Origin of the sequence: Nonomuraea marmarensis (genome assembly GCF_043197025.1) — a bacterium.
GTDB classification, from domain to species: domain Bacteria; phylum Actinomycetota; class Actinomycetes; order Streptosporangiales; family Streptosporangiaceae; genus Nonomuraea; species Nonomuraea marmarensis.
Map to the genome: position 1 here is coordinate 144,763 of NZ_JBICRM010000005.1, position 23,872 is coordinate 168,634.

Annotated in this window: 20 protein-coding genes; 14 read left to right on the top strand and 6 right to left on the bottom strand. The window is 69.9% G+C overall.

What is annotated here, in order from left to right:
• Nucleotides 1-2 precede the first annotated feature (2 nt).
• The 5 genes from ACFLIM_RS10005 (at nt 3) to ACFLIM_RS10025 (ending at nt 4,306) form a co-directional block, all read left to right on the top strand.
• The gene (locus ACFLIM_RS10005; RefSeq protein WP_393164179.1) at nt 3-611 is read left to right on the top strand and encodes a DUF5941 domain-containing protein; all 609 of its coding nucleotides are present in this window, start codon (nt 3-5) and stop codon (nt 609-611) included.
• Nucleotides 612-686: 75 nt separating this feature from the next.
• Nucleotides 687-1,421, top strand: a complete 735-nt coding sequence (locus ACFLIM_RS10010) for a phosphocholine cytidylyltransferase family protein (RefSeq protein WP_393164180.1) — start codon at nt 687-689, stop codon at nt 1,419-1,421.
• Between the two features lie 28 nt (nt 1,422-1,449).
• Complete coding sequence (locus tag ACFLIM_RS10015; protein ID WP_393164425.1) at nt 1,450-2,490, top strand: iron-containing alcohol dehydrogenase family protein; 1,041 nt, start codon at nt 1,450-1,452, stop codon at nt 2,488-2,490.
• Complete coding sequence (locus ACFLIM_RS10020) at nt 2,468-3,235, top strand: CDP-alcohol phosphatidyltransferase family protein (protein ID WP_393164181.1); 768 nt, start codon at nt 2,468-2,470, stop codon at nt 3,233-3,235. Before ACFLIM_RS10015 ends, ACFLIM_RS10020 begins: the two co-directional genes overlap by 23 nt.
• Nucleotides 3,236-3,421: 186 nt before the next feature.
• Complete coding sequence (locus ACFLIM_RS10025; RefSeq protein WP_393164182.1) at nt 3,422-4,306, top strand: glycosyltransferase family 2 protein; 885 nt, start codon at nt 3,422-3,424, stop codon at nt 4,304-4,306.
• Nucleotides 4,307-4,347: 41 nt separating this feature from the next.
• Here ACFLIM_RS10025 and ACFLIM_RS10030 read toward each other — a convergent pair whose 3' ends face one another.
• The 5 genes from ACFLIM_RS10030 to ACFLIM_RS10050 all read right to left on the bottom strand — a co-directional run bounded on the left by ACFLIM_RS10030 (nt 4,348) and on the right by ACFLIM_RS10050 (nt 10,939).
• Entirely contained in the window at nt 4,348-5,061 is a 714-nt protein-coding gene (locus ACFLIM_RS10030) for an acetoacetate decarboxylase family protein (RefSeq protein ID WP_393164183.1), read from the bottom strand.
• A 146-nt stretch (nt 5,062-5,207) separates the two neighbouring features.
• Nucleotides 5,208-6,170, bottom strand: a complete 963-nt coding sequence (locus tag ACFLIM_RS10035; protein WP_393164184.1) for a glycosyltransferase — start codon at nt 6,168-6,170, stop codon at nt 5,208-5,210.
• A gap of 56 nt (nt 6,171-6,226) precedes the next feature.
• The gene (locus tag ACFLIM_RS10040; protein ID WP_393164185.1) at nt 6,227-7,498 is read right to left on the bottom strand and encodes an acyltransferase family protein; all 1,272 of its coding nucleotides are present in this window, start codon (nt 7,496-7,498) and stop codon (nt 6,227-6,229) included.
• 177 nt (nt 7,499-7,675) lie between these two features.
• The gene (locus ACFLIM_RS10045) at nt 7,676-9,316 is read right to left on the bottom strand and encodes an LCP family protein (RefSeq protein WP_393164186.1); all 1,641 of its coding nucleotides are present in this window, start codon (nt 9,314-9,316) and stop codon (nt 7,676-7,678) included.
• A 156-nt stretch (nt 9,317-9,472) separates the two neighbouring features.
• A complete protein-coding gene (locus tag ACFLIM_RS10050; RefSeq protein WP_393164187.1) occupies nt 9,473-10,939 on the bottom strand; it encodes a hypothetical protein in 1,467 nt (488 codons plus the stop codon).
• 79 nt (nt 10,940-11,018) lie between these two features.
• On the opposite strand from ACFLIM_RS10050, the gene ACFLIM_RS10055 reads away from it, so the two are divergent.
• From ACFLIM_RS10055 to ACFLIM_RS10065, 3 genes are all read left to right on the top strand, one after another.
• Nucleotides 11,019-13,007: a hypothetical protein gene (locus ACFLIM_RS10055; RefSeq protein ID WP_393164188.1), complete on the top strand. Its 1,989-nt coding sequence runs from the start codon at nt 11,019-11,021 to the stop codon at nt 13,005-13,007.
• A 72-nt stretch (nt 13,008-13,079) separates the two neighbouring features.
• A complete protein-coding gene (locus tag ACFLIM_RS10060; protein WP_393164189.1) occupies nt 13,080-14,012 on the top strand; it encodes a glycosyltransferase family 2 protein in 933 nt (310 codons plus the stop codon).
• A 2-nt stretch (nt 14,013-14,014) separates the two neighbouring features.
• Nucleotides 14,015-15,076, top strand: coding sequence for a glycosyltransferase family 4 protein (locus tag ACFLIM_RS10065; RefSeq protein ID WP_393164190.1), 1,062 nt, complete (start codon nt 14,015-14,017; stop codon nt 15,074-15,076).
• On the opposite strand, the gene ACFLIM_RS10070 is transcribed toward ACFLIM_RS10065, so the two are convergent.
• Complete coding sequence (locus ACFLIM_RS10070; protein WP_393164191.1) at nt 14,977-15,936, bottom strand: lysylphosphatidylglycerol synthase transmembrane domain-containing protein; 960 nt, start codon at nt 15,934-15,936, stop codon at nt 14,977-14,979. The genes ACFLIM_RS10065 and ACFLIM_RS10070 overlap by 100 nt on opposite strands.
• 187 nt (nt 15,937-16,123) lie before the next feature.
• On the opposite strand from ACFLIM_RS10070, the gene ACFLIM_RS10075 reads away from it, so the two are divergent.
• The 6 genes from ACFLIM_RS10075 to ACFLIM_RS10100 all read left to right on the top strand — a co-directional run bounded on the left by ACFLIM_RS10075 (nt 16,124) and on the right by ACFLIM_RS10100 (nt 23,867).
• Entirely contained in the window at nt 16,124-16,951 is an 828-nt protein-coding gene (locus ACFLIM_RS10075) for a class I SAM-dependent methyltransferase (protein WP_393164192.1), read from the top strand.
• Nucleotides 16,948-17,949, top strand: a complete 1,002-nt coding sequence (locus ACFLIM_RS10080) for a lysylphosphatidylglycerol synthase transmembrane domain-containing protein (protein ID WP_393164193.1) — start codon at nt 16,948-16,950, stop codon at nt 17,947-17,949. The genes ACFLIM_RS10075 and ACFLIM_RS10080 overlap by 4 nt, the downstream gene beginning before the upstream one ends.
• A gap of 95 nt (nt 17,950-18,044) precedes the next feature.
• On the top strand, nt 18,045-19,160 hold the full coding sequence (locus ACFLIM_RS10085; RefSeq protein ID WP_393164194.1) for a glycosyltransferase family 4 protein: 1,116 nt from the start codon (nt 18,045-18,047) through the stop codon (nt 19,158-19,160).
• Between the two features lie 32 nt (nt 19,161-19,192).
• Nucleotides 19,193-20,272 carry a sugar phosphate nucleotidyltransferase gene (locus tag ACFLIM_RS10090; RefSeq protein WP_449291468.1) on the top strand — a complete coding sequence of 360 codons (1,080 nt, stop codon included), beginning with the start codon at nt 19,193-19,195 and terminating at the stop codon, nt 20,270-20,272.
• Between the two features lie 58 nt (nt 20,273-20,330).
• Entirely contained in the window at nt 20,331-21,227 is an 897-nt protein-coding gene (locus tag ACFLIM_RS10095) for a DNA-3-methyladenine glycosylase family protein (protein WP_393164195.1), read from the top strand.
• A 51-nt stretch (nt 21,228-21,278) separates the two neighbouring features.
• A complete protein-coding gene (locus ACFLIM_RS10100; RefSeq protein WP_393164196.1) occupies nt 21,279-23,867 on the top strand; it encodes a bifunctional FO biosynthesis protein CofGH in 2,589 nt (862 codons plus the stop codon).
• Nucleotides 23,868-23,872 lie beyond the last annotated feature (5 nt).

Genomic DNA, 23,872 nt, shown 5'->3' on the forward strand with positions numbered 1-23,872 from the left:
ACATGACACCCGTCCCCAGCAGCACGGTCGTGGCTTACCGCGACGACGGCCCGCTCTCGCGCGCCATGGGCCTGCTCGTTGCCGGGCAGCTCCCGCCGCTGCCGCCGGTGATCGCGGGCACGTTCGTGACCGGGGTGCTGCTGGTGATCGGGGTGGCCGGGTCCGACGGGCTCGCGGTGTTCGCGCCCGCCGTGACGCTGCTGCTGGCCGGTCCCGGCAGCACGCATCCGCACGACGGCAGGCTGGACTGGCTCGTGCCGCCGATCCTGCGGGTGATCGAGTACACCTTCATCGCGGCCTGCGGGTTCGCCCACGGGATGCACCCCGTGCTGATCTTCCTGCTGCTCGGCGCGCTGGCGTTCCACCACTATGATCTTGTCTACCGGCTGCGCCAGCACGTCTACCCGCCGCCGTGGCTGGCCACGTTCGGGCTCGGCTGGGACGGGCGGATGATGATGGTCTCGCTGGTCGCCCTCACCGGCTGGATCACCGCCGGCTACGTGCTGCTCACGATCTATCTGTGGGCGTTGTTCGGCTGGGAGAGCCTGACCTGCTGGCTGGCCGCGCCCACGTCCGGGGTGGAAGCGACCGATACGGGAACGCAAGACTAACGCCGGATTGCCCGCGGAGGGCTCAAAGACGAATACTCTTTGGCCTACTAGTCATGCTCGACCTAGGAGTGCACGTTGCTGGGAATGGTTCTGGCCGCTGGGGCCGGACGACGTCTGCGGCCGTACACCGACACGCTGCCCAAGGCGCTCGTGCCGGTCGACGGCGAAACCACGATCATGGACATCTCGCTGCGCAACCTCGCCGAGGTGGACCTGCGGGAGGTCGTGGTCGTCGTCGGGTACGCGGCGCAGGCCGTACACGAGCGTAAAGACGACCTGGAGCGGCGGCACGGCGTCAAGCTCACCCTCGTGCACAACGACAAGGCCGAGGAGTGGAACAACGCCTACTCCCTGTGGTGCGCCCGCGACTACTTCGCCCAGGGCGCGCTGCTGGTCAACGGCGACACCGTGCACCCGGTCTCGGTCGAGAAGACGCTGCTGTCCGCCCCCGAGACGAGCGACATCCTGCTCGCGGTCGACAACGTGAAGAAGCTCGCCGACGAGGAGATGAAGGTCACGCTCTCGCCCGAGGGCGCGCTGCGGCGCATCACCAAGCTGATGGAGCCGTCCGACGCCTACGGCGAATACATCGGCGCCACCCTCATCAGGCCGGCGGCGGCCGATCGGCTGGCCGACGCGCTGAAGGCGACGTTCGAGCGCGACCCGCAGCTCTACTACGAGGACGGCTACCAGGAGATGGTGGCGCGCGGCGAGTTGATCCACGCCGCGCCCATCGGCGAGGTCGACTGGGTCGAGGTGGACAACCACGAAGACCTGGCCAAGGCCCGCACCATAGCCGTTCGCTACTGAGGGGGCGCGGATGCCGCTTCTAGCGAGGATGCTTCCGGCGCCCCTGACCATGGAGGTCAGGCGCGGCGCGGTGGCGCAACTCGGCGCCCTGCTGGCCGACAGCCGCGTGGCGACCTCCGGCCGGGTCGCCGTGGCCGTCGGACCGGGACAGGGCGACCAGATCGAGAGCCTGATCGCGCCCACGCTCGACGAGGCGGAGGTGTTCAGGGTCGCGGACGGGTCGGTCGACGCGGCCGTCTCGCTCGGCGCCGACCTGCGCAAGGGCGCCTACGAGGTGGTGGTCGGCGTCGGCGGCGGCAAGACCATCGACACGACCAAATACGCCGCGTCGCTCGCGGGCATCCCGATGGTCGCGGTGGCCACCAACCTCTCCCACGACGGCATCTGCTCGCCCACCGCCTCGCTGGTCTACGAGGGCGGCAAGGGCACGTTCGGGGTGCCGATGCCGCTGGCCATCCTGGTCGACCTCGACTTCGTGCACAACGCGCCGAAGCAGCTCGTCAGGGCGGGCGTGGGCGACGTGGTGAGCAACCTGTCGGCCATCGACGACTGGCAGCTCGGCAACATCGAGCGCGGCGAGCCCATCGACGGGCTGGCCTGCTCGATGTCCCGCACCGCCGCCGAGGCGCTCATCGGGCGTACGGACTCCATCGAGTCCGACGCGTTCCTGACCGTTCTGGCCGAATCGCTCATCCTGTCCGGCATGTCGATGGTGATCGCCGGGTCGTCCCGGCCCGCGAGCGGTGGAGACCATGAGATCCTTCATGCCGTGGATCAGCTCTTTCCCGGCACCTCCAACCACGGCGAGCTCGCCGGGATCGGTGCCGCCTTCTGCTACTTCCTGCGAGAGGACGGGGCCCGGGTCGCGCAGGTCGTCGAGTGCCTGCGCCGGCACGAGTTGCCCGTCGTGCCCGCCGACATCGGGCTGAGCGCCGAGCAGTTCGCCGCGGCCGTCGCGCTGGCGCCGGCCACCCGTCCCGGCCGTTACACGATCCTGGAGCACCTGCGCATGCAGGACTCCGAGATCCACGATCGGGTGGAGGACTATGTCCGGGCCTTCGGTCGCTGAGCTGCGGCAGGTGGCCCAGCCCGCGGGCCACCTCCTGCGCAAGAACGGCGAGCACTGGGCGGGGGTGCTCTACATGCGCAGGATGTCCATCTACGTCACCTGGCTGCTGACCAAGACGCCCGTCACGCCCAACCAGCTCACCTGGATCATGACGGTGGCCGGGATCGTGGCCGGGGTCGTGCTGGCCCTGCCGGGGCTGTGGGCCGCCGTGGCCGCCGCGGTGCTCGTACAGGTCTATTTACTGCTGGACTGTTCCGACGGCGAGCTGGCCCGCTGGACCGGGAAGACCTCGCTGACCGGCGTCTACCTCGACCGGGTCGGCGCCTACTTCACCGAGGCCGCGGTGCTCGCCGGGCTGGGCTGGCGGGCCTCGGCCGTGCTGCCCGACTGGTACACCGTGCTGGGGGTCGCCGCCGCACTCGGCGCGATCCTGATCAAGGCCGAGACCGACCTCGTGGACGTGGCGCGGGCCAAGGGGGGCCTGGCGGGCGCCACCGAGGCGTCCGTGGGGCAGTTTCGCTCCGGGTTGCTGGGGCTGGGCCGGCGGGTGCTGTCGGCGACGAAGTTCCACCGGATCGTGCAGCCGATCGAGTTGTCCCTGCTCGCGCTGGTGACCGCGGTGATCGACGCGGTGACCGGCGATCTCCTGGTCACCAGGGTGCTGCTCGTCGCCTGCTTCGTAGCGGCCTGCCTACAGGTTGTCCTGCATTTGGTAAGCATTCTCGCATCGAAGCGGCTGGCGTGATCTCATGTCGGAACCGGAGGCGCTCCCCGTCCGTCGTATTGATCGGACGTCCGCCGTTCGGTGGGGGTTCACCCCTGGTTCCGATACGCTTAGCTCCACCAATATCAGGAATATGCAGACCAGCAGACTCGGTGATCATGAAAGAATGCTCCGCCCGTGTCGTCAACGCGTCAGGACGATGATTCGTTGAAGATCTCGTGCGTCATCCTCACCATGGGAAACCGGGTCGCGGAGCTGAACCGGGCAGTCGAGTCCGCGCTCAATCAGGTCGACGGCGACGTCGAGGTGGTGATCGTGGGCAATGGCGCCGACGTGCCCGAGGTGTCGGCGACGCCACCCGAGGGGTCGGCCGCGGTCGTGAAATCGATCCGGCTCGACCAGAACACGGGCATCCCCGCAGGCCGTAATCGCGGCGTGGAGGAGTGCTCGGGAGACGTCGTGCTGTTCCTCGACGACGACGGCTGGTACGCCAGCCAGAAGGTCGTCGCGCACGTACGCGACCGCTTCGCCACCGAGCCGGACCTCGCGGTGATCTCCTTCCGGGTGATGGACCCCGACGGCGGCATCGGCCAGCGGCGCCACGTCCCCCGCCTGCGCGCCGGCGACCCGCAGCGCTCCTCGCCCGTCACGACGTTCCTCGGCGGCGCCTCGGCCATCAGGCGCTCGGCGTTCCTCCAGGTGGGCGGCCTGCCCGAGCGGTTCTTCTACGCCCACGAGGAGACCGACCTGGCCTGGCGGCTGCTCGGCGAGGGCTACCGGATCGAGTACGACGCCGAGACGGTGATGTACCACCCGCAGGTCCCCCCGACGCGGCACGCCGAGTTCTACCGGCTCAACGCCCGTAACCGGGTCTGGCTGGCCCGCCGCAACCTGCCGTGGCCGCTGGCGTTCTTCTACCTGACCAACTGGGTCGTGCTCACCGTGGCCCGCGAGCGCGGCTCCGGGGTCACGCTCAAGGCCTGGTTCTCCGGCTTCTTCGAGGGCCTGCGCACTCCGGCGGGCGAACGCCGTCCCATGGCCTGGCGCACGGCCTGGCGCATGGTCAAGCTCGGCCGCCCCCCGATCGTCTGAGCTCCCCCGATCGAGCACTCCGATCGAGCACCCCGATCGAGCTACGCCTCCTCGGCCTCGCCGAACGTCAGCTCGGCGTGCGAGACCGTCGAGGTGAACATGGCCCGCTTCGGCAGCCCCAGCTCGCTCAGCTCCTTGGCGATGGGATGGTTGCCCAGGCGGATCAGCGCGCCGCTGGGCCGGATCCTGGCGCCGCGGGCGCGTACGGACCAGGGGACGCGCCGCGTGACCCCCTCCAGGTGCGTGTAGGCGGCCGGCGGCGCCATGGTGGTGACTCCCGGCACAGATGTTCCCGGCTTGATCAGCAGGTCCAGCACGAGCCTGCCGTCCTTGCGCAGGATGCACCGTTTGTACGGCGACCCGAGCCGCAACTCGATGTCCGCCAGCTCCTTCGGAAACCCCCACAACGAACGCCCCGCCTCCAGCGTGAACGGCCGGTCCACGGGCAACCAGTGCACGAACAGCCCGGCCCGCCGCAGGTCACCCAGCCGCGTGGACCCCGGCACGCCCGGAGGTCGCACCAGGAAGGCCATGCCGAACTCGTGGTAGGCGTCGAGGTCCCCATCGCGGTAGTCCACGAACAGCAGCACGCAGACGGCCTTGCCGGGAAGCACCTCGGCCACGTCGAGGCCGGAGTACGCGAGCACCGCCCTGGCGGCGTCGGCACGCACCGGGTAGAACGCGCTGCAGACCTCGGCGTCCCTCACCCGCACAGGCATGCCCACTGTCCGGCCCTGGATCAGATGCGATGCCATGCTCCCAGTACATCAACCCCTCAGCCGCCTCGCCATTCCCGCCCGAGATGTCCTTCCCTGGTGGGGCGGCCACGTCCTCTTGGCGGGGTTCGCAGGAATCCGCCCGGGACGCCTGTTGGTGTGGCCACGTCCTCTTGGCGGGATTCCTAGACAGCCAGGGCGTGCCTGGTCACCCCGGCCCACGACTCGGCGCGGCTGACGAAGGCCGCCGCGTGGTCCGGCCAGTGGTGGCGCAGGCGCGCCTCAGCGTGGCCGAGCGCGCCCAGCCTGGCCCGCCGCACCGGGTCCTCCTTCAGATCCAGTACGGCGTTCAGCACGGCGTCCACGTCCTGGGGCACCACGACGCCGCACCCGGCGCCCTCCACCAGCGAGGCGCCCTGCGGAGTCGTGATCACCGGCAGCCCGCGGCCCATGTAGTCCATGATCTTCGTCGGCGACCTCGTGACCGTGTTGTCGGCCAGCGACAGGCCGGCCAGTGCGCCCTCGGCCATGCGCAGCGCGTGCCGGTTGGGCACGTACCCGAACCAGTCGAGCAGGCCGACCCGCTGCGCGTCACGCAGCAGCGGCCGGACGTCGCGGGTGGCGGCGCCGATCAGGTCCAGCCTGATGCCGTACGGGACCAGGCGCTCGGCCAGGCCGATCAGCTCCGACACGCCGCGCTCGGCCGACAGTCGGCCGATGTGCACGACCCTGGTGTCGCCGGGAGGAGGCGGGCTCGGCGACACCAGGGTCCCCTCCGGGACCACTTCGGCGGTGATCGGCCGATGGCGTCTCCCGGCGCGGGCGAGTTGCCTGGGCGTCACCTGCTCGCGTACGTCCCAGACGACCGGAGGGCGCCGGTGGGGCAGCGCGTGCAGCAGCCGGTGGTCGTGCACGATCAGCAGGTCCGCGCCTTTCACGCCGCGTCTGAGAGCCGCGCGTGCCCTGCCGTACGAGGCGCGCTGCGCCACGTCGACCGCGGCGAGCCCCATGACGGGGGTCACGTTGAAGTAGGTGAACGGCGCGACGTAGGTCACCTCGTGGCCCGCGTCGAGCAGCGCCCGGATCTGCCTGTGCATGATCCGGGCGTCCTCGGGATGATGGACGGTCGTGGCGACACATGCGCGCATGTGTTGATGCTCCGCGCCTACCAGGTCAAAGGCGTTAATGCAGGCGGAACGGTCGCTTAACTTCCAGATGGGCGGCGATAGAGCCAGGTCAGGCGAGGCTCCAGCACCCACTTGAAGATCGTACGGGTCTCCGGCAGGCACAACACGATCGCCAGCGCGAAGCCGCTGAAGCTGATCGCCAGCACCCCGAGCGGCCCGTGCAGCCACGGGAACTCCAGCCAGCCCTGGTCCTTGGCGATCAGCACCGGAATGCCGTGCAGCAGGTAGGCGTAGAGCGTGCGGGTGCCGAGGTCGGTGAACCACGTCTCGCCCCTGGGCACCAGCGCCAGCACGGCGAAGCACATGGCCAGCGCGCACACCAGCAGCCCGGTGCGCACGCCGAGGCCCATGTACCAGGACAGGTCGAGGTCCTGGTAGCTGTCCTTGAAGTAGAAGGGGCCGAGCGGGGCCCTGGGCGCGATGAAGATGGCCACGGCGGCCGCGCCGAGGACCGTGAGCGCCGACACGATCTTGATCCAGCGCCGGTTGAGCATCTCGAAGTGCTCGGGCTGCATCACCAGGCCGATCACGAAGAACGGCAGCAGGCCGAAGAAGCGGTCCATGCTGAAGTCGCCCTCGATCTGCGAGAACCCGGCGAACAGGTAGATGGCGATGGCCACCGGGACGGGGTATTTCATCCGCTTCCACACCGGCGTCGACAACCGCCAGAACAGCAGCGCCAGCAGATACCAGTTGAGCCAGGCCGGGTCGATGATCGTCAGGCTCCACTTCTGGCCCAGCCCGAAGCGGACGGCCGCGTAGCCGACCTCGACGATCACGTAGGGGATGACGAACGTGTCGACCAGCTTGTTGGTCTTCGCGTTGGAGTTCCAGAAATTTCGCGAGAGGTAGCCGCTGATCAGCACGAACAGCGGCATGTGGAAGGTGTAGATGAAGATGTAGAGGGCCCTGGAGGAGTCGGCCGAGAGCGTCGGCACCAGCGAGTGGCCCACCGGCACGAGCGCGATCAGGATGAACTTGACGTTGTCGAGGAACGGGTCGCGCTTGCGCTTGGGCGGCTCGGGCTCCTGCTTCCTTTGTTCGGGGTGCGCGGGGTGTCCCCGCAGGTGCTGCTCCTCGCGCTGCTCGGCCGGCACGGCCGCCTGGGGCGCGGGCCCCTCCTCCGGCGCGACCCCGTGCGGGTCGGTCGCCTCGCTCCAGAACTTCTCCTCCGGCAGCGGCCAGCGGGCTCCCGTCTGGGCGGGCCCGCCATCCTCGTCTTGTTGCCGCGGGGACTCGTCAGGGCTCCGCGGGGTCGTGACCGGTGGGGAGGATCTGGTGTCAGACACAGGGGGAGTCGCTCAGCTTCGCTCGGGGCCGGGGAACACGACGGCAACGCGACATGAAATCCACCTTTCGGTGAGGTGTCGCGCTGCGTCGCCGACCCGCAACACACTATCCCGCTCTCGCGGTTCCTGTCCCTCGCGTCGGTGGAGAATGCCCGATCCCACAGGGAACTTGGAGTGTCAGGTGCAGACGTTCTTCTGCTCCGACGCGGTGATGGTGCTGTTGTTGACGCTGTCGGGGAGCTTGGTCACCTTCACCGAATCGAAGTCCTCGCCCACGACGAGCTGGATCACCGGGGTGCCCTTCGGCGCGGTCCCCGTGGCGGCGGCGGTGGGGACGTACTGCTGCGGGTTGGTCGCCGCGACCCTGCCCGCCGCGGGAGCCGGCTTGGGCACGACAGCCCCGGCCAGCGTGTCGGCGTAGTCGGGCGCCTCGGTGATCGTCTTGGCGTAGTGGATCTCGCTCTTGGCTAGGCTCGTGCCGTCGGCGGCCTCGTAGTTGCCCACGCCGACGACCTTGAAGCCCTCCTCGGTGAGCTGGTCGGCGACCTCGCGGGCCCTGCCGATGGTCTTGGTGCCGTTGAGCACCTGGACCTTCACCTGCTCCGGCTTGAGGGTGACCTTGGGCTTGGCGCTGGCGCTGGCGGACGGCGCCGGGGTGGCGACCTCGGTGTCGTTCTTGATCGCGGTGAACAGCTTGGTGGCGTCGGGCTCCGTCCAGACCACGCGGTTCTTGTTCTCGGGGTCGGGCCCCCAGGGGATCGTGGTGAACTGGACGCCGCCGGCCGTCAGCTCCTTGGCGCTCATGGCGATCTCGATGAGCTGCTCGGTGTCGTTGGCCAGCTCGGGGTCCATGGTGACCGAACCGGCCGCGGCCGCGATGAAGTCTCTGAGCTGGCCCACGTCGGTGAGCAACGCGCTGCTGGTGGCCTTGGCGACGACCTTGCTGAGGAAGATCTGCTGGCGCTTGATGCGCTGGATGTCGCTGCCGTCGCCGTAGTGGCGCAGGCGTACGTACCCCAGGGCCTTCTCGCCGTTGAGCAGGCTCTTGCCGGGCGGTAGCACCAGCTTGGAGGCCTTGTCGTTGACGCCGGACTTCAGGCAGATCTCGATGCCGCCGAGGGCGTCGACGATGTTCTTGAAGCCGCTGAAGTCGACCTCGACGAAGTGGTTGACGCGGATGCCGGTGAGCGTCTCGATGGTGGACATCGTGCAGGCGATCCCGCCGGAGTTGTACGCCGAGTTGATCATGTCCCGGCGCGGGGCCATCTCCTGCTTGGTGGTCTCGTTCTTGCACCGGGGGATCTGCACCATGGAGTCGCGCGGGAAGCTGATCAGGCGGGCCTTGTCCCGGTTGGGCGAGATGTGCATGAGGATGATCGTGTCGGTCCGCTTGCCGCCCGCGTCGGCCTCCCTGGCCAACTGCTGGCCGTATTTGGCGTTGCCGTCGCCCGCGCGGGTGTCGGACCCGACGAGCAGCACGTTGAGCGCTCCGGTGTCCGGCGGCCGGGGGTTGATGATGTCTTCCTTGACGCTCTTCTGCTTGATGTTGCTGAACGCGTCGCGGTAGACCGTGTAGCCCGTCAGCGCCCCCGCGACCATGAGCGAGGTGACGCCGATGCTGATCCAGGCCAGCACCCGCATCTTGTTCTGGCCGCCACCACCACCGCCGCGATGGCCGCCCGTCGGCCGGTCGTCGGGCGGCGGCGGCGGAGGCGGCGCGGCGGCCGCCTGCCTGCGGGCCATCCGGCTGCCCGGCTGGGTGGGGGCGACTCTGCGGTCCTGCGTGGAATCGACTACCGGCACCCTGTAGTCACTCACATACGCCCCCTAGCCTCACTTCTTGCGCCTGGCTTGGTCGCCACGAGACCGGGTCACGTACGGCGTGCCCGGTGCCGTGACCGCGGGGAACGGTCGTGACCCAGGCGTGATGTTTCCGCGGCAAAGCATACTCAGAGCCGGACATTGGGTGGAATATCATCGCCAAACTCTTTCGCTTCCGGGCTGTCGTAGCACGTCAGGCCTGATGCTCAGGGCCGCCGCCAAACAGGCCAGGGGTACGGCTGGAAGCACGTAGCGGTAGTCGAACTCCGCCGCGGCGGCCGGTGTGACCAGCAGCACGACGGCCGCTGACCAGGGCACCAGCCAGGCCGGAGCTCCCGCGAGGCGCCTTGCCTTACGCCTGCGCGCGAAAGCCGCCACCGGAGGCACCAGTAGGACCCCCAGGAGCACCGGGCCGGGCAGCCGCGCCATGCTCTGGTAGGCCCGCAGCCATCCGGCGTAAGGCTCGACGATCTCCGTGCCGATCGCACCCTGCTCGTAGAGCTTGGCATAATCGGCGCCGACCTGCGCGGGATAGCGCCCAGGTGGTCCGGGTGGAGTCACCGGAAACTGGTAGTAGCCGTAGATCTCGGGGTCGGGATAGACCGCGCGTTCCCAGGTGAACGTGCGGCCCAGCTCGCTCAGCACCGAGGCGGCGTAGTCCAGCGGCTGCCTGGTGATGGCCAGCGTCGCGAACCTGGCCGCCAGGTCGTCGTTCTCCTTCGTGAACGTGATCCCCGGCAGCAGGACCAGCGGGGCGTCCTTCGCCCAGATGTACTCCTGGGAGGGCGGGCGCCGGTCCGGCGGGCGCGGGTCGCACAGGACCCTCAGGTCGGGCGGCGGGTCCATCTTGGCGCAGTCCGCGAACGACATCGTGCGGGCGTACAGGAAGGCGCCGTTCGCGCCCACGATGCCGACGCGCTGGTAGGTGGCGTAGAACCAGGCGCCGTAGGCGACGACCGGCACGAGGGCGGCCGCGAGCAGCACCCCGGCCGGCCCCAGGCGCCTGCGCAGCACGAACCAGGCCGCCAGCAGCACGATGAGCGGCTGGCCGATGGTCCTGGTGAGGGTGGCAGCGGCCAGCAGCAGCCCGATGGCGGCGACGGTGGCCGGTCTCGCCGTCGTGCACAGCGCCACGGCGGCCACGACCAGGAACATGAACAGCGTGTCGGAGACGAGCAGGTGCTCCAGCTCGACCTGGTACGCGTCGAGCAGCACGGGAACCGTGGCCAGCGTCCGCACCCACCTCGGCGCCCGGCGGGCCACCCGGTAGATGAGCACGCCGGTGGCCAGGCCGAGCAGGTGCTGGGCCGCCGCGACCACGCCGAAGCCGTGGAACGGCTCCAGCAGCTTGAGGAACATCGAGTAGCCCGCGGGGCGTACCAGGTCGGGGCGGGGTTTGAAGACGGTGACGATGTAGGTGTAGGTGTCGGGGAACCACAGGGCCGGGCGGTAGCCCAGCATCGCGAGGGCACGCAGGGCCGTGCCGAGGGCGAGCACCGCGACGAACCATCCGTGCCGCCGCAGCCGGCGTTTCGGGTCACGTGGCAGGCGGCGCCTGCCACGGCCGGGGCCCGCGGGCTCCTCCGACATCACCCGCACGTCCTCCTGCTTCTCCGGCACGTGGCGTACGCTACCTGCGATCGCGAGGGACCCGTGCCTCCGGTTTTGGGCCACGGGTTTTGGATACGCTCGCTCACCGATGGAACTCGATCGACCGGGCCGGGTGCTCGCCGCGCTCTCGGTGCTGCCCGCGCTCGCTGTGGCCGGCTGGCTGCTGGCGGGGCTGCCGTTGCTGCTGCTCGGCCGGTTCGCGCCCCTGCCCGCCCTGCTGCTCGGGCTGCCCGCCGCCGCGCTGCTGTGCTGGGCGGGCACGCGGCGGCTGGGCAAGGTGGTGGGGGGCACGTCCCGGCAGGTCGCGGGAGTCGTGGCGGTCGCCGCGGCGTCGGGCGTGTTCAACCTGGTCATGCATGCCGAACAGGTCGTGGTCAGGCGCGATCCGGCGACCTACGCGCAGTACGCCGCCTGGATCGCGGCCCACGGCTCGTTGCCCATCCCGGCGCAGGCCGAGGCGTTCGGCGGGGCCGATCTCTGGCTGGTGTTCGACAGCGTCGGGTTCTACCCGGCGGACGGGGGGGTGGCGCCGCAGTTCATGCCGGGGCCCCCGATGTTGTTCGCGATCGGCGACTGGCTCGGCGCGCCGTTCGCGGTGCCGCCGCTACTGGGCGCGCTGGCCGTGCTCACGGTGGCGGGGGTGGTGGCGCGCCTGGCCGGGGCGCGGTGGGCGCTGCCCGCGGCGGTGGTGTTCGCGGTGAGCCTGCCGATCCTGTACACCTCGCGCACCACGTTCAGCGAGATCCCGTCGCTGATCCTGCTGTTCGGGGGGCTGGCGCTGGTGCACGACGCGCTGGCCAGGCCGGGCTGGGGGCGCGGGCTGCTGGCGGGGCTGGTGCCCGGGCTGGCGGTGCTGGTCAGAGTGGACGGGCTGCGTGACGTGCTGCCGGTGCTGGCGTTCGCGGGGCTGCTGATCGCGTTGCGCCGCTTCGCCAGGCCGCAGGGCGCGCTGGGGCCGCCGTTGCTGGCCGGCCTGGTGGGGGGCGCCGGTATTGGGCTGCTCGCGGCGTACCTGCTCGCCCGGCCCTATCTGATCTATCTGTCCGGTTCGGTCCGGCCGCTGCTGCTCATCTGCGCCGGGGTCCTCGTGCTCACCCTCGCCGGTACGGCCGCCGCCCCGGCGCTGGCCAGGATCCGGCTGCCGAGATGGGCGCCCACGACCGGCGCCGGGCTTGTCGTGCTCCTCATGGCCGCCCTGTACGCCCGCCCTTGGTTCCAGACCGTGACCCGGGTGCCGGCGAATAAGGAGGACCGGCGCACGTTCGAGATGATCGAGCAGACGCAGCGGGCCAACGGCCTGCCCATCGACGGCACCAGGCTCTACTTCGAGGACTCCCTGCACTGGGTCACCTGGTACGTCGGCGTCCCCGTGGTCGTGCTGGCCACGATCGCGGCGGCCCTGCTCGTACGCAGGCTGCTCAGGAACGGCACGCCCTTCGAGTGGCTGCTGCCGCTCGCGGTCGTCGGCTGGACCACCGTCACCACGCTGGTGCGGCCCGAGATCACCCCCGACCACCCGTGGGCCGCCCGCCGCCTGGTCCCCATCGTGATCCCGGGACTGATCCTGCTCGCCGCCTACGCGCTGGCCCGGCTGCGCGACCGCCTGGACGGGCGCGTCCGGCGCTGGGGAATGGCCGTCGCCGTGCTGCTCGTCCTGGTGCCACCGGCCGTGACCTCGATCGGCACCGCGTTCACGCCGGTCGAGCGGGGCGAGGCGGCGGCGGTCGAGGCCATGTGCTCAAGGATTCCGGCCAATGCGTCGGTGCTGATCGTGGAGCGGGTCACGGGTGACCGCTTCACCCAGGTCGTACGCGGAATGTGCGGCCGCCCGGCGGCGCAGGTGGCGCGCGAGAACGCGGACACCGCGCCCGAGGCCGAGGTCCGCCGCCTGATCGGCCGCGTGCGGGCCGCCGGCCGCGTCCCCGTCGTGCTGGCCGCCGACGCCGCGCAGGTGTCGCCTTACGGGCCCGCGACGCAGGTCATGGCCCTGGTCACCCGCCAGGACGAGCGCTCACTCGTCGAGGCCCCGAACGGCACGTGGTCCCTGCGGATCAACGTGTGGATGGCCGTGGCCTGATCTTGGAAGTGGGGGCTCCGACCCTGCGCATGTAGACTCGGCTCCCAGCTTGGCAGAGTAACCTCGAGCCACGTGAGCACGCTTGAGACCCCCAAGAGTAGTGGAATTGCCGTGGAAGAAGCGCCGTACGTCACGATCGTCCTGCCCTGCTACAACGAGCAGGATCACGTCATCGACGAGGTGGAGCGCATCACCAAGGCGATGGACTCGAGCGGCTACACCTACGAGCTCGTGGCCGTGGACGACTGCTCGACCGACGACACCCTGGCCAGGCTGAAAGAGGCCGCCTCCGACTACCCCCACCTGCGGGTCCGCGCCTTCCACCGCAACGGCGGGTCCGGCACCGTGCGGCGGATCGGCACGCAGGAGGCCAGGGGCGAGATCGTCGTGTGGACCGACGCCGACATGACCTACCCCAACGAGCGCATCCCCGAGCTGGTGCAGATCCTGGAGAAGGACCAGACGGTCGACCAGGTGGTCGGCGCGCGCACCAGCGAGGAGGGCTCGCACAAGATCCTGCGGGTCCCGGCCAAGTGGGTGATCCGCAAGGTGGCCGAGCAGCTGGCCGGGCAGAAGATCCCCGACCTCAACTCCGGGTTGCGGGCCTTCCGCAAGTCGGTGGCCAAGCCCTACCTGCGGCTGCTGCCGCCCGGGTTCTCCTGCGTGACGACGATCACGTTGTCGTTCCTGTCCAACCAGCACGACGTCTACTACCTGCCGATCGGATACGCCAAGCGGGCCGGGAAGTCGAAGTTCAGCTTCGTGTCCGACGCCTACCGCTACATCCTGCAGGTGCTGCGGATGATCATGTACTTCAACCCGCTCAAGGTGCTCATGCCGCCCGCGTTGTGGCTGGTGGCGATCGGGTTCGTGAAGGGGATCTGGGACATGGTCCAGCACCCGTTCTACTTCCCGGCCAACACCGTCATGATCTTCCTGTCCGGGATGCTGATCGGATCCGTCGCCCTGCTGGCCGACCTGATCGTGCGGTCGCGGGGAGAGTGACGTTGCGGATCGCGATCGTCGGCCCGACCTATCCGTACAAGGGGGGCGGGGCGCAGCACACCACCGAGCTGGCGCACCGGCTCGCGGCCCTCGGGCACGACGTGGTGATCGAGTCGTGGCGGGCGCAGTATCCGTCGTTCCTCTATCCGGGGCAGCAGACGATCTCCGCGCCGGAGGGGACACCCTTTCCGGAGACCGTGCGGCGGCTGGACTGGCGGCGGCCCGACGGGTGGGTCTCCGCGGGGCGGCGGTTGCGGTCGGCGGATCTGGTGGTGCTGGCGGTGTTGAGCCCGGTGCAGGTCCCCGCCTATCTCGGGATTTTGTACGGCATAGGGCGAAAAGTCCGGACAATTGCGCTTTGTCATAACGTGTTGCCGCACGAGCGGAAACCCTACGACCAGCCGCTCATGAAGGCGCTGCTCAAGCGGGTCGATGGTGTGCTGGCGCACTCCGAGCCGCAGGCCGAGCTGGCCAGAGGGCTGACGGGCAAGCCGGTCAGCGTGGCGGGGCTGCCGCCGCATCTGCCTTCGACGAATGCCGAAAAATCCACTCAGGTCCATCGGCGGTTGTTGTTCTTCGGCATCGTGCGGCCGTACAAGGGGCTCGACCTGCTGCTCAGGGCACTCCCCGACGGGATCGGGCTGACGGTGGCGGGCGAGTTCTGGGGCGGGCTGGACGAGACGAAGGCGCTGATCGGCGAGCTGGGCCTGGGCGACAGAGTGGAGTTGCGGCCCGGCTACGTGGCCGCCGAGGACGTGCCGAAGTTGTTCGCCGCGGCCGATGCGCTCGTGTTGCCGTACCGGAACGCGACCGCCAGCCAGAACGTCTGGCTCGGCCACGAGCACGGCGTGCCCGTGATCGCCACCCGCGTCGGCGCGCTGGCCGAGCACGTCACCGACGGCGTGGACGGACTGCTGGTCGAGCCGGGCGACGCCGGGGCGCTGCGCCAGGCGATCGAGCGGTTCTACGCCTCCGGCGAGCCCGAGAGGTTGCGGTCGGGCGTCAAGGCCGTCGATCCCGAGCCGTTCTGGTCGGCGTACGCGGGCGCGCTGCTGGCGACCTGACGGCCGAGCAGGAACGACACGCCCGCGGCCGCCGCGTCGGCCAGTGTGAACGCCAGCCGCGACACGATTGCCACCGCGAGGGCCGCGGGGGTGCCGATGACCGGTCCGAGTACGAGCACCAGCGCGCCCTCCCTGATCCCGACCCCCGCGGGCACCACGACGGTGAGGATCCCGGTCGCCCACGCGAACGCGTAGGCCCCGGTGGCGACGATGTAGAGGTCCAGACGGCCGGAGAGCAGCCAGATGTGCAGGCCGTACACGAACCAGCCGAGCGTGGTCCACGCCACCGCGACGACCACCGTGCGGCCGGGCAGCACGCTCTCCAGCGGCTCCTTGCGGGCGATGCGCAGCGCCAGGTTGAGACCCCAGGTCAACACCTTGGGATGTAGGCAGACGATGATCACTGGCACGATCAGCACCAGATACCACGCCTGCCGCACCGCCTGCTGCGAGCCCAGCGTGGCGGCGGCGATCGAGACGGCCACCCCGAGATTGATCACCAGCCCCAGCGAGATCGTCGCGAACGTGCGCCGCGGCGGACTGCCGTGGTCGCGCCCGAGATCCATCATCGCCGCGTACGCCCAGACGGCCCCCGGGATGTATTTCCCGAGTTGCCCCACGAACATGATCCGCCCGGCGATCCGCAGCGGCACCCGCGTGCCCAGCCCCGCCAAGATCTCGCGCCAGGCCACCAGCATGAAGAACTGCCCGAGCAGCACCGCGGCGAACGTCCCCAGCACCGCCCACGGCGACATCGCCGCCACGGCTCCGGTGGTCTCGTCCCAGTTCCTGGCCAGTCCGTAGCCCAGGAAACCGAGTGCGACCAGGGCGAGGAAGACGCGCAGCAGGCGGCGGAGCATTGGCTCAGGCTACGCGCGGTTCTCCAGGTAAAACCAGACCAGAGCCGCGACGACCGCCAGCGCGGCGAGCACGGCCAGCGCGATCTTGATCGCGTTCCCCCTGTCCGGATATGTCGCGCCAGGTCGGCCACCGTACCAAAGGCCGTTTGACGTCGGGTCGGCGTAGACGTGGGTACTGTGGGTCCTCGTGGGTAAGCAACGGGTCGCTCAGCTCGAATACAGCGAGTTCCAGTCCGCCATGCTCGACGAGGAGAAGCGCAGGCGGAAGGCCGCCAAGATCATCGCGGTGCTCGAGCACTTCCACGGGCCGCTCGGCGGGCTCACCGTGGGCGACGTGGGCTGCTCGGCGGGGTTCATCGCCGACGAGCTCGCGCAGGCCGGCGCCAAGCACACGTTGGGCATCGACATCGACGTGCCGGGGCTGCGCAGGGCGGCCGACCGGTTCGGCGAGCGGGTGGCGTTCGTGTGCGGCGACGGCACGGCGCTGCCGTTCCCCGACGGGTCGGTGGACGTGCTGGTGTTCAACCACATCTACGAGCACGTGGTCGACCCCGACGCGGTGGTGGCCGAGATGCACCGGGTGTTGTCCGACGAAGGGGTGCTCTACCTGGGGCTCGGCAACCGGCTCGGCGTCATTGAGCCGCACTACAAGCTGCCGTTCCTGTCCTACCTGCCGCCCGCGCTGGCCGACCGCTACGTGCGGGCGTCCGGGCGGGCCGACCACTACTACGAGCGGTTCAGGACACGGCGCGGGCTGCGGAGGATGCTCCGGGCCTTCCACGTGTGGGACTACACCTTTCCGGTGCTGGCCACGCCGACCAGGTTCGCCGGGTCCGAGCTGTTCCCCGGGGCGCTGGGCCGGGTGGTGAAGGGCGTGCTGGCCAAGGCGCCGCGCGAGGTGCTCAGGTTGCTGCTGCCCGTCGTGCCGACGTACCTGTGGGTGGCCACCAAGACCCCGCGGCGGCCCGCGGGTGCCGCGCTGCCGCAGCCGCCCGAGCGGGTGCGCCCGCTGTGAGCACCAGTGGACCCGGCCCGGCGAGCAACCCGGAAGCCGCCGCCCCTTCCGACGGTCCCGCCGCACGCCATCCCGCCGCTACCGGCCCCCAGCAGGGCGACGCCGCGAGCGCTGGGGCGTCGCGGCCGCGGAGGCCGGTGGTGCGGAAGGTCGTCAGGTACGCGTTCCTGCTCGTCGCGCTCGGCTACGGGGCTTGGACCGTGGCGGGGCAGTGGGATGCCGTGGTGGCCGGGTTCGCCAGGCTGTCGTGGCTCGCGCTGGCCGGGGGGCTGGCCGCCGTGGTCGTCGCGCTGCTGGGAGCCATGCTCACCTGGCGCACCCTGCTGTCCGACCTCGGCTCCCCGCTGCCGCTAAGACCCGCCGCCAAGGTGTTCTTCGTGGGCCAGCTCGGGAAATACATCCCCGGCGCCGTCTGGCCCGTGCTCGCCCAGATGGAGATGGGCCGCGACCTCGGCGTGCCGCGTTCGCGCAGCGCCGCGGCGTTCTTCCTGATGATGCCCATCCAGCTCGCCACCGGCCTGCTCGTCACGCTCGTCACGCTCGGCTGGGACAGGTACGGCTGGCTGCTGCTGATCATCCCGCTGCTCCTGGTCCTGCTCGAACCCAAGGTCATCAACGCCCTCATCGGGTACGCCCTGCGCAGGCTCAAACGCGAGCCCCTCGAACGCCCGCTCACCCGGCGCGGCATGCTCATCGCCCTCGGCTGGGCGCTGGCCGGCTGGCTCTCCTACGGCGTGCACCTGTACTTCATCGCCCCCCAGGGCGGGCTGCCCTTCGCCGTCGGCGCGTTCGCGCTGTCGTGGTGCCTGGGCATCATGACCTTCGTGGTCCCGGCGGGCGCGGGCGTGCGGGAAGTGGCCATGGTTGCGGTGCTGGCGCCCCAGCTGGACCGCGGCTCCGCAATTGCGGTGGCGCTTTCGTCCCGCATTGTCATCATCGTGGGGGATCTGATCTGCGCAGGCTTGGCGGGAATTGCGACCCGTCGCGACTCGGTGTGATTTGGCCCATGTTTTAGGGGAGGCTGGTCATAGGCTGAACTTCAGAGGGGGGCCGCCGGGTCCCACGTTGATCTTGAGGGGAGAAGATCTACGTAATGCCTCGTGTGCTAGTCGACGCGGCGGCGGTCCCCGCGGACCGCGGCGCGTTGATCAGATATGTGGACGGGCTCGTGGCCGGGCTCCATCGAGCCGGAGCCGACCTGGCAGTGGTCTGCCAGCGGTCCGAAGCCCAACGATACCGATCGCTTGCGCCCTCCGCCCAGGTCATTCCCGGTCCCGTCGCCATCACCAACAGGGCCGCCAGGCTCGCCTGGGAGCAGACCGGACTGCCGCTGCTCGCCCGTCAGGCGGGCGCTGACGTGATCCACGCCCCCTACTACTCCATCCCGCTCAGCTCGGGCCTGCCGACCGTCGTGACGGTGCACGACGCCACCTGGTTCACCGAGCACGACCACTACAGCCCGCGGGCGTCGTTCTTCAGGTCCGCCACCCGCACCGCCGTACGCCATGCCCAGCGGGTGATCGTGCCGTCCAAGGCGACCAGGGACGAGCTCGTACGCGTGCTCTCCGCCGATCCGACCCGCATCGACGTCGCCTACCACGGTGTGGACCTGGCGCAGTTCCACCCGCCGAGCGAGGACGAGATCCGCCGGGCCGCCATGAGATGCGGGCTGCACGGACAGCCTTATGTGGCGTTCCTGGGCGCGCTGGACCCCCGTAAGAACGTTCCCAATCTCATCCGCGGCTTCGCCGCCGCCGTGAAGCGGCTGGAGAAGCCGCCCGCGCTGGTGATCGGCGGGGGTGTGCACGAGGACGACGTCGACGCGGCCTGCCGCGAGGTCGAGGCCACCGTCAGGGTCGTGCGGCCAGGCTACCTGCGCGCGCCCGACCTGCCGGGGTTCCTCGGCGGGGCGCTCGTGGTGGCCTTCCCCTCGCGCGGCGAGGGGTTCGGGCTGCCGGTGCTGGAGGCCATGGCCTGCGGCGCCCCGGTCCTGACGACTCACCGTACGTCGTTGCCCGAGGTGGGCGGCGACGCCGTCGCCTACACTGAGCCGGACGCCGACAGCATCGCCACGGCGCTCGGGCAACTGCTGGCTTCATCGCAGCGGCGGCGGCAACTGCAGGAGGCGGGGCTCGCCAGGGCCGGGGAATTCACCTGGGAGGCCTCGGCCGAGGCGCATCTCAGCTCTTATCAACGCGCGATCGAATAGTTCGGTAACCTCACGGAGTGATGGAGAGCTCTTTGCCAGACCTCGAGGCGATCCTCCTGGTTGGGGGGCAGGGCACGCGCCTGCGTCCGCTGACACTGGGCACGCCCAAGCCGCTGCTGCCGACCGCCGGGGTGCCGTTCCTGGCGCACCAACTTGCCCGCGCACGATCGTTCGGCGTGCGCCGGATCGTGTTCGCGACCTCGTACAAGGCGTCGATGTTCGAGCCTGTCTTCGGTGACGGGGCGGCGTTCGGGCTCTCGCTCGAATACATAACGGAGGAGACGCCGCTGGGCACCGGCGGCGCGATCCGCAACGCCGCTGAGGCGCTCACGTCGGGTCCCGCCGACCCGGTGCTCATCCTGAACGGGGACATCCTTTCCGGTCATGACATCGGCGATCAGGTGCGCACTCATCTCGCACGGCAGGCCGCTGTAACGCTCCATTTGACAGAAGTGGACGATCCCACGCGGTTCGGCTGCGTGCCGACCGATGAGACGGGGCGGGTGACGGCGTTCCTGGAGAAGACGCCCAATCCCGTCACCAACCGGATCAACGCCGGGTGCTACGTGTTCACCCGGTCGGTGATCGACGGGATCCCGCGGGACGAGGTCGTGTCGGTGGAGCGGGAGACGTTCCCCGGGCTGATCGAGTCGGGTGAGCTGGTGCTGGGGTACGCCGACCGCACTTACTGGCTGGACGTCGGCACGCCCGCCGCGTACGTGAAGGGGTCGCGCGACCTGGTGCTGGGGCGGCTGGCCTCGCCCGCGTTGCCGGGGCCGACCGGTGAATACCTGGCGCTCGAAGGGGCCCGGGTCTCGCCCGAGGCCAAGGTGCAGGGAGGCACGACGGTCGGCCGGCGGGTCGTCATCGATGCGGGGGCCTCGGTGGTGGGCTCCGTCCTGACCGACGACTGCGTCATCGAGGCGGGGGCCTTCGTGACGGACTCCGTGGTGGGTGCGGGGGCGCGGGTCTGCTCGGGCACGGTGGTGTGCGACGCGGTGATCGGCGACGGGGCCATCGTGGGGCCGGGCAACGAGCTGCAGAACGGCGTACGCATCTGGCCGGGCATCGAGTTGCCGGAGCGGGCGATGCGCTACTCCAGCGACGTCTGACCGGCTTCCCGGTTTTCCGCGGGACTGCCTGGTCGTGGGGCAGGGGCAGACTGGACGGGTGAAGGAGCGTAGGTGGGTGCCCGAGGGGCCGCTGGACGTGGGGCTGGCGCTGGCCCCGCACAAGCGCGGCGGCGGGGATCCCACCTGGCGCCAGAGCGGTGACGGCGCCGTGTGGCGCACCTCCAGGACGCCCGACGGGCCGGGCACGCTCAGGGTGAGCGTCGAGGCCGGGGTGGTGCACGGGCAGGCTTGGGGGCCGGGGGCGGAGTGGGTGCTGGAGTCGTTGCCGGGGTTGTTGGGGGCGTTTGACGACATTTCCGGATTTATCGTCAAGCATGACGTCCTGGCGGATGTTGTCAGGAAAAATCCGGGATTGCGGATTGGCCGGACGGGGCTGGTCATGGAGGCCCTCGTACCTGCCGTGCTTGAGCAGAAGGTCGTCGGGCGGGAGGCGTGGCGGGCCTGGCGGTGGTTGCTGACCCGCTACGGCGAGCCCGCGCCGGGTCCCGCGCCCGAGGGGATGCGGGTCGTACCGGAGGCCGGGGTGTGGCGGCAGATCCCGAGCTGGCATTGGCACCGCGCGGGCGCCGAGGCCGTACGCGCCAGGACGATCGCGAACGCCGCCTGGCACGCCGCCAAGCTGGAGGCGGCCGCCACCACGGAGGAGCTCGACCGGCTGTTGCGGGCGTTGCCGGGGATCGGGGTGTGGACGTCGGCGGAGGTACGCCAGCGCGCGTTCGGTGACCCGGACGCCGTGAGCGTCGGCGACTTCCATCTGGCCAAGCTCGTCGGCTACGCCCTGACCGGGGAGAAGACCGACGATCATGGGATGTTGCGGCTGCTGGAGCCGTACCGGGGGCATCGGCACCGGGCTTCGGTGCTCGTCTGGCTCACGGGGCTGCGACCGCCCGCGCGAGGGCCTCGGATGCCTGCTCGCGATTACAGATCGTTCTGACACTCGGCCCTGGGTGCGGGCCGTGAACTCAGCCCGTCGTACTGTGCCTCTATGAGCTCTGATTCCGCGCTCCGCCGTGCTCTCGCCCGCGCCCGGGACGGCAAGGCCCTCGATGTGACCGAGGCCACCGTCCTGCTGCACGCCCGGGGCGATCACCTCGACTCTCTCCTCGAACACGCCTCCCGCGTACGCGACGCCGGGCTCCAGGCCGTCGGCCGTGCGGGGATCATCACGTACAGCAGGAAAGTGTTCATCCCGTTGACCCGGCTCTGCCGGGATCGGTGTGGGTACTGCACCTTCGCCACCGCGCCGCACAAGCTGGCCGCGCCGTTCCTGAGTCCGGACGAGGTGGTGGAGATCGCCCGGCAGGGAGCGGCGATGGGGTGCAAGGAGGCGTTGTTCACGCTGGGGGACCGGCCGGAGGACCGCTGGCACCAGGCTCGCGAGTGGCTGGACGCGCACGGCTACGACGACACGCTGTCCTATGTGCGGGCCATGGCGGTCAAGGTGCTGGAGGAGACGGGGTTGTTGCCGCACCTCAATCCGGGGGTGCTGAGCTGGCGTGACCTGCAGCGGCTCAAGCCGGTGGCGCCGTCGATGGGGATGATGCTGGAGACGACGTCACGGCGGTTGTTCGAGGAGAAGGGGCAGGCCCACTTCGGGTCGCCGGACAAGGATCCGGCCGTACGATTGCGCGTTCTGGAGGATGCGGGCCGAACGAATGTGCCCTTTACCACCGGGATCCTGATCGGCATCGGCGAGACCGTGGAGGACCGGGCCGAGTCGATCTTCGCCATCCGGCGGGTGGCCCGGGAGTACGGGGGCATCCAGGAGGTCATCGTCCAGAACTTCCGCGCCAAGCCGGACACGGCCATGCGGGGATTGCCCGACGCGGATCTCAAGGAACTCGCCGCCACGATCGCTGTGGCGCGTCTCGTCCTCGGGCCTCGGGTACGTCTCCAGGCGCCGCCCAATCTGGTTGATGCCGAATATGAGCTGATGATCCGGGCGGGCATCGACGATTGGGGCGGGGTGTCACCATTGACGCCCGACCACGTGAATCCCGAACGTCCTTGGCCCCAGATCGACGACCTGGCGGCTCGTACGGCCGAGGCGGGGTTCCGCCTTCGGGAGCGGCTGACGATTTATCCCGAATATGTGCTGGCCGGTGAGCCCTGGCTGGATCCGCGGTTGCTCGGGCATGTGGCGGCTTTGGCGGATCCGGTCACGGGGCTGGCTCGGGAGGATGCGGTCCTCCAGGGTCTGCCGTGGCAGGAGCCGGACGGCGGGTTCGCCTCGTCGGGGCGGGTGGATTTGCACGTGGAGGTGGACACCTCGGGGCGTACCCATGATCGGAGGGACGACTTCGACCACGTCTACGGCGACTGGGACGCCCTCCGCGACCGCCTCGGGACGCCGGCCCCCGCCGTACCCGCTGCGCCATCGAGCGTCACGCCACCTGACGCCGTGACCTCAAGCGAGGTGCGGAGCGCGCTCAGGCGGGCCGAGGCCGATCCGGCGGGGCTGACCGATGCCGAGGCCGTGGCTCTGCTCGGAGCCGAAGGGGAGGCGCTGGACGAGTTGGCCGCCATCGCCGACGCCCTGCGTAGGGAGGCCGTCGGTGACGAGGTCACCTACGTCGTCAACAGGAACATCAACTTCACCAACGTGTGCTACACAGGCTGCCGATTCTGCGCGTTCGCCCAGCGCAGGACCGATGCCGACGCGTACACCCTGAGCCTCGGCCAGGTCGCCGACCGGGCGCAGGAAGCGTGGGAGGCCGGGGCGACCGAGGTGTGCATGCAGGGCGGCATCCACCCCGACCTCCCCGGCACCGCCTACTTCGAGATCGCCAGGGCGGTGAAGGCCAGGACCCCGGGCATGCATGTGCACGCGTTCTCCCCGATGGAGGTCATCAACGGGGCGAGCCGGACGAACCTGTCCGTCCGCGACTGGCTGGAGGCGGCCAAGGAGGCGGGCGTCGACTCGCTCCCGGGCACGGCGGCGGAGATCCTCGACGACGACGTGCGGTGGGTCCTGACCAAGGGGAAGCTCCCGACGAAGGAGTGGGTCGAGGTCATCACCACGGCGCACAAGGTGGGGATTCCGACGACGTCCACCATGATGTACGGGCATGTCGACAACCATCTGCACTGGGTGAAGCACATCAAGCTGATCCGGCGGCTGCAGGAGGAGACCGGTGGGTTCTCCGAGTTCGTGTTGTTGCCGTTCGTGCACACCAGCGCGCCCATCTACCTGGCCGGGATCGCCAGGCCCGGGCCGACGGCGCAGGAGAACAGGGCCGTGCATGCGCTGGCCAGGATCCTCCTGCACGGCGCGATCAAGAACATCCAGTGCTCCTGGGTCAAGCTCCGCGACGACCTGTGCCGCCAGGTGCTCCAGGGCGGCGTGAACGACCTCGGCGGCACCCTGATGGAGGAGACCATCAGCCGGATGGCGGGCTCGGAGAACGGGTCGTACAAGACCATCACCGAACTCCGGGAGATGGTGGAGGTCACCGGAAGGCCGGTACGGCAGCGCACCACCGAGTACGGCCTCCCGAGCCAGGAGCGGTTGCGGGCGTCCGAGGCGAGCGACGGCGTGTGCCAGAGCGTCAGAAGGGTCTTGCCGATGGCGTAGTTGTA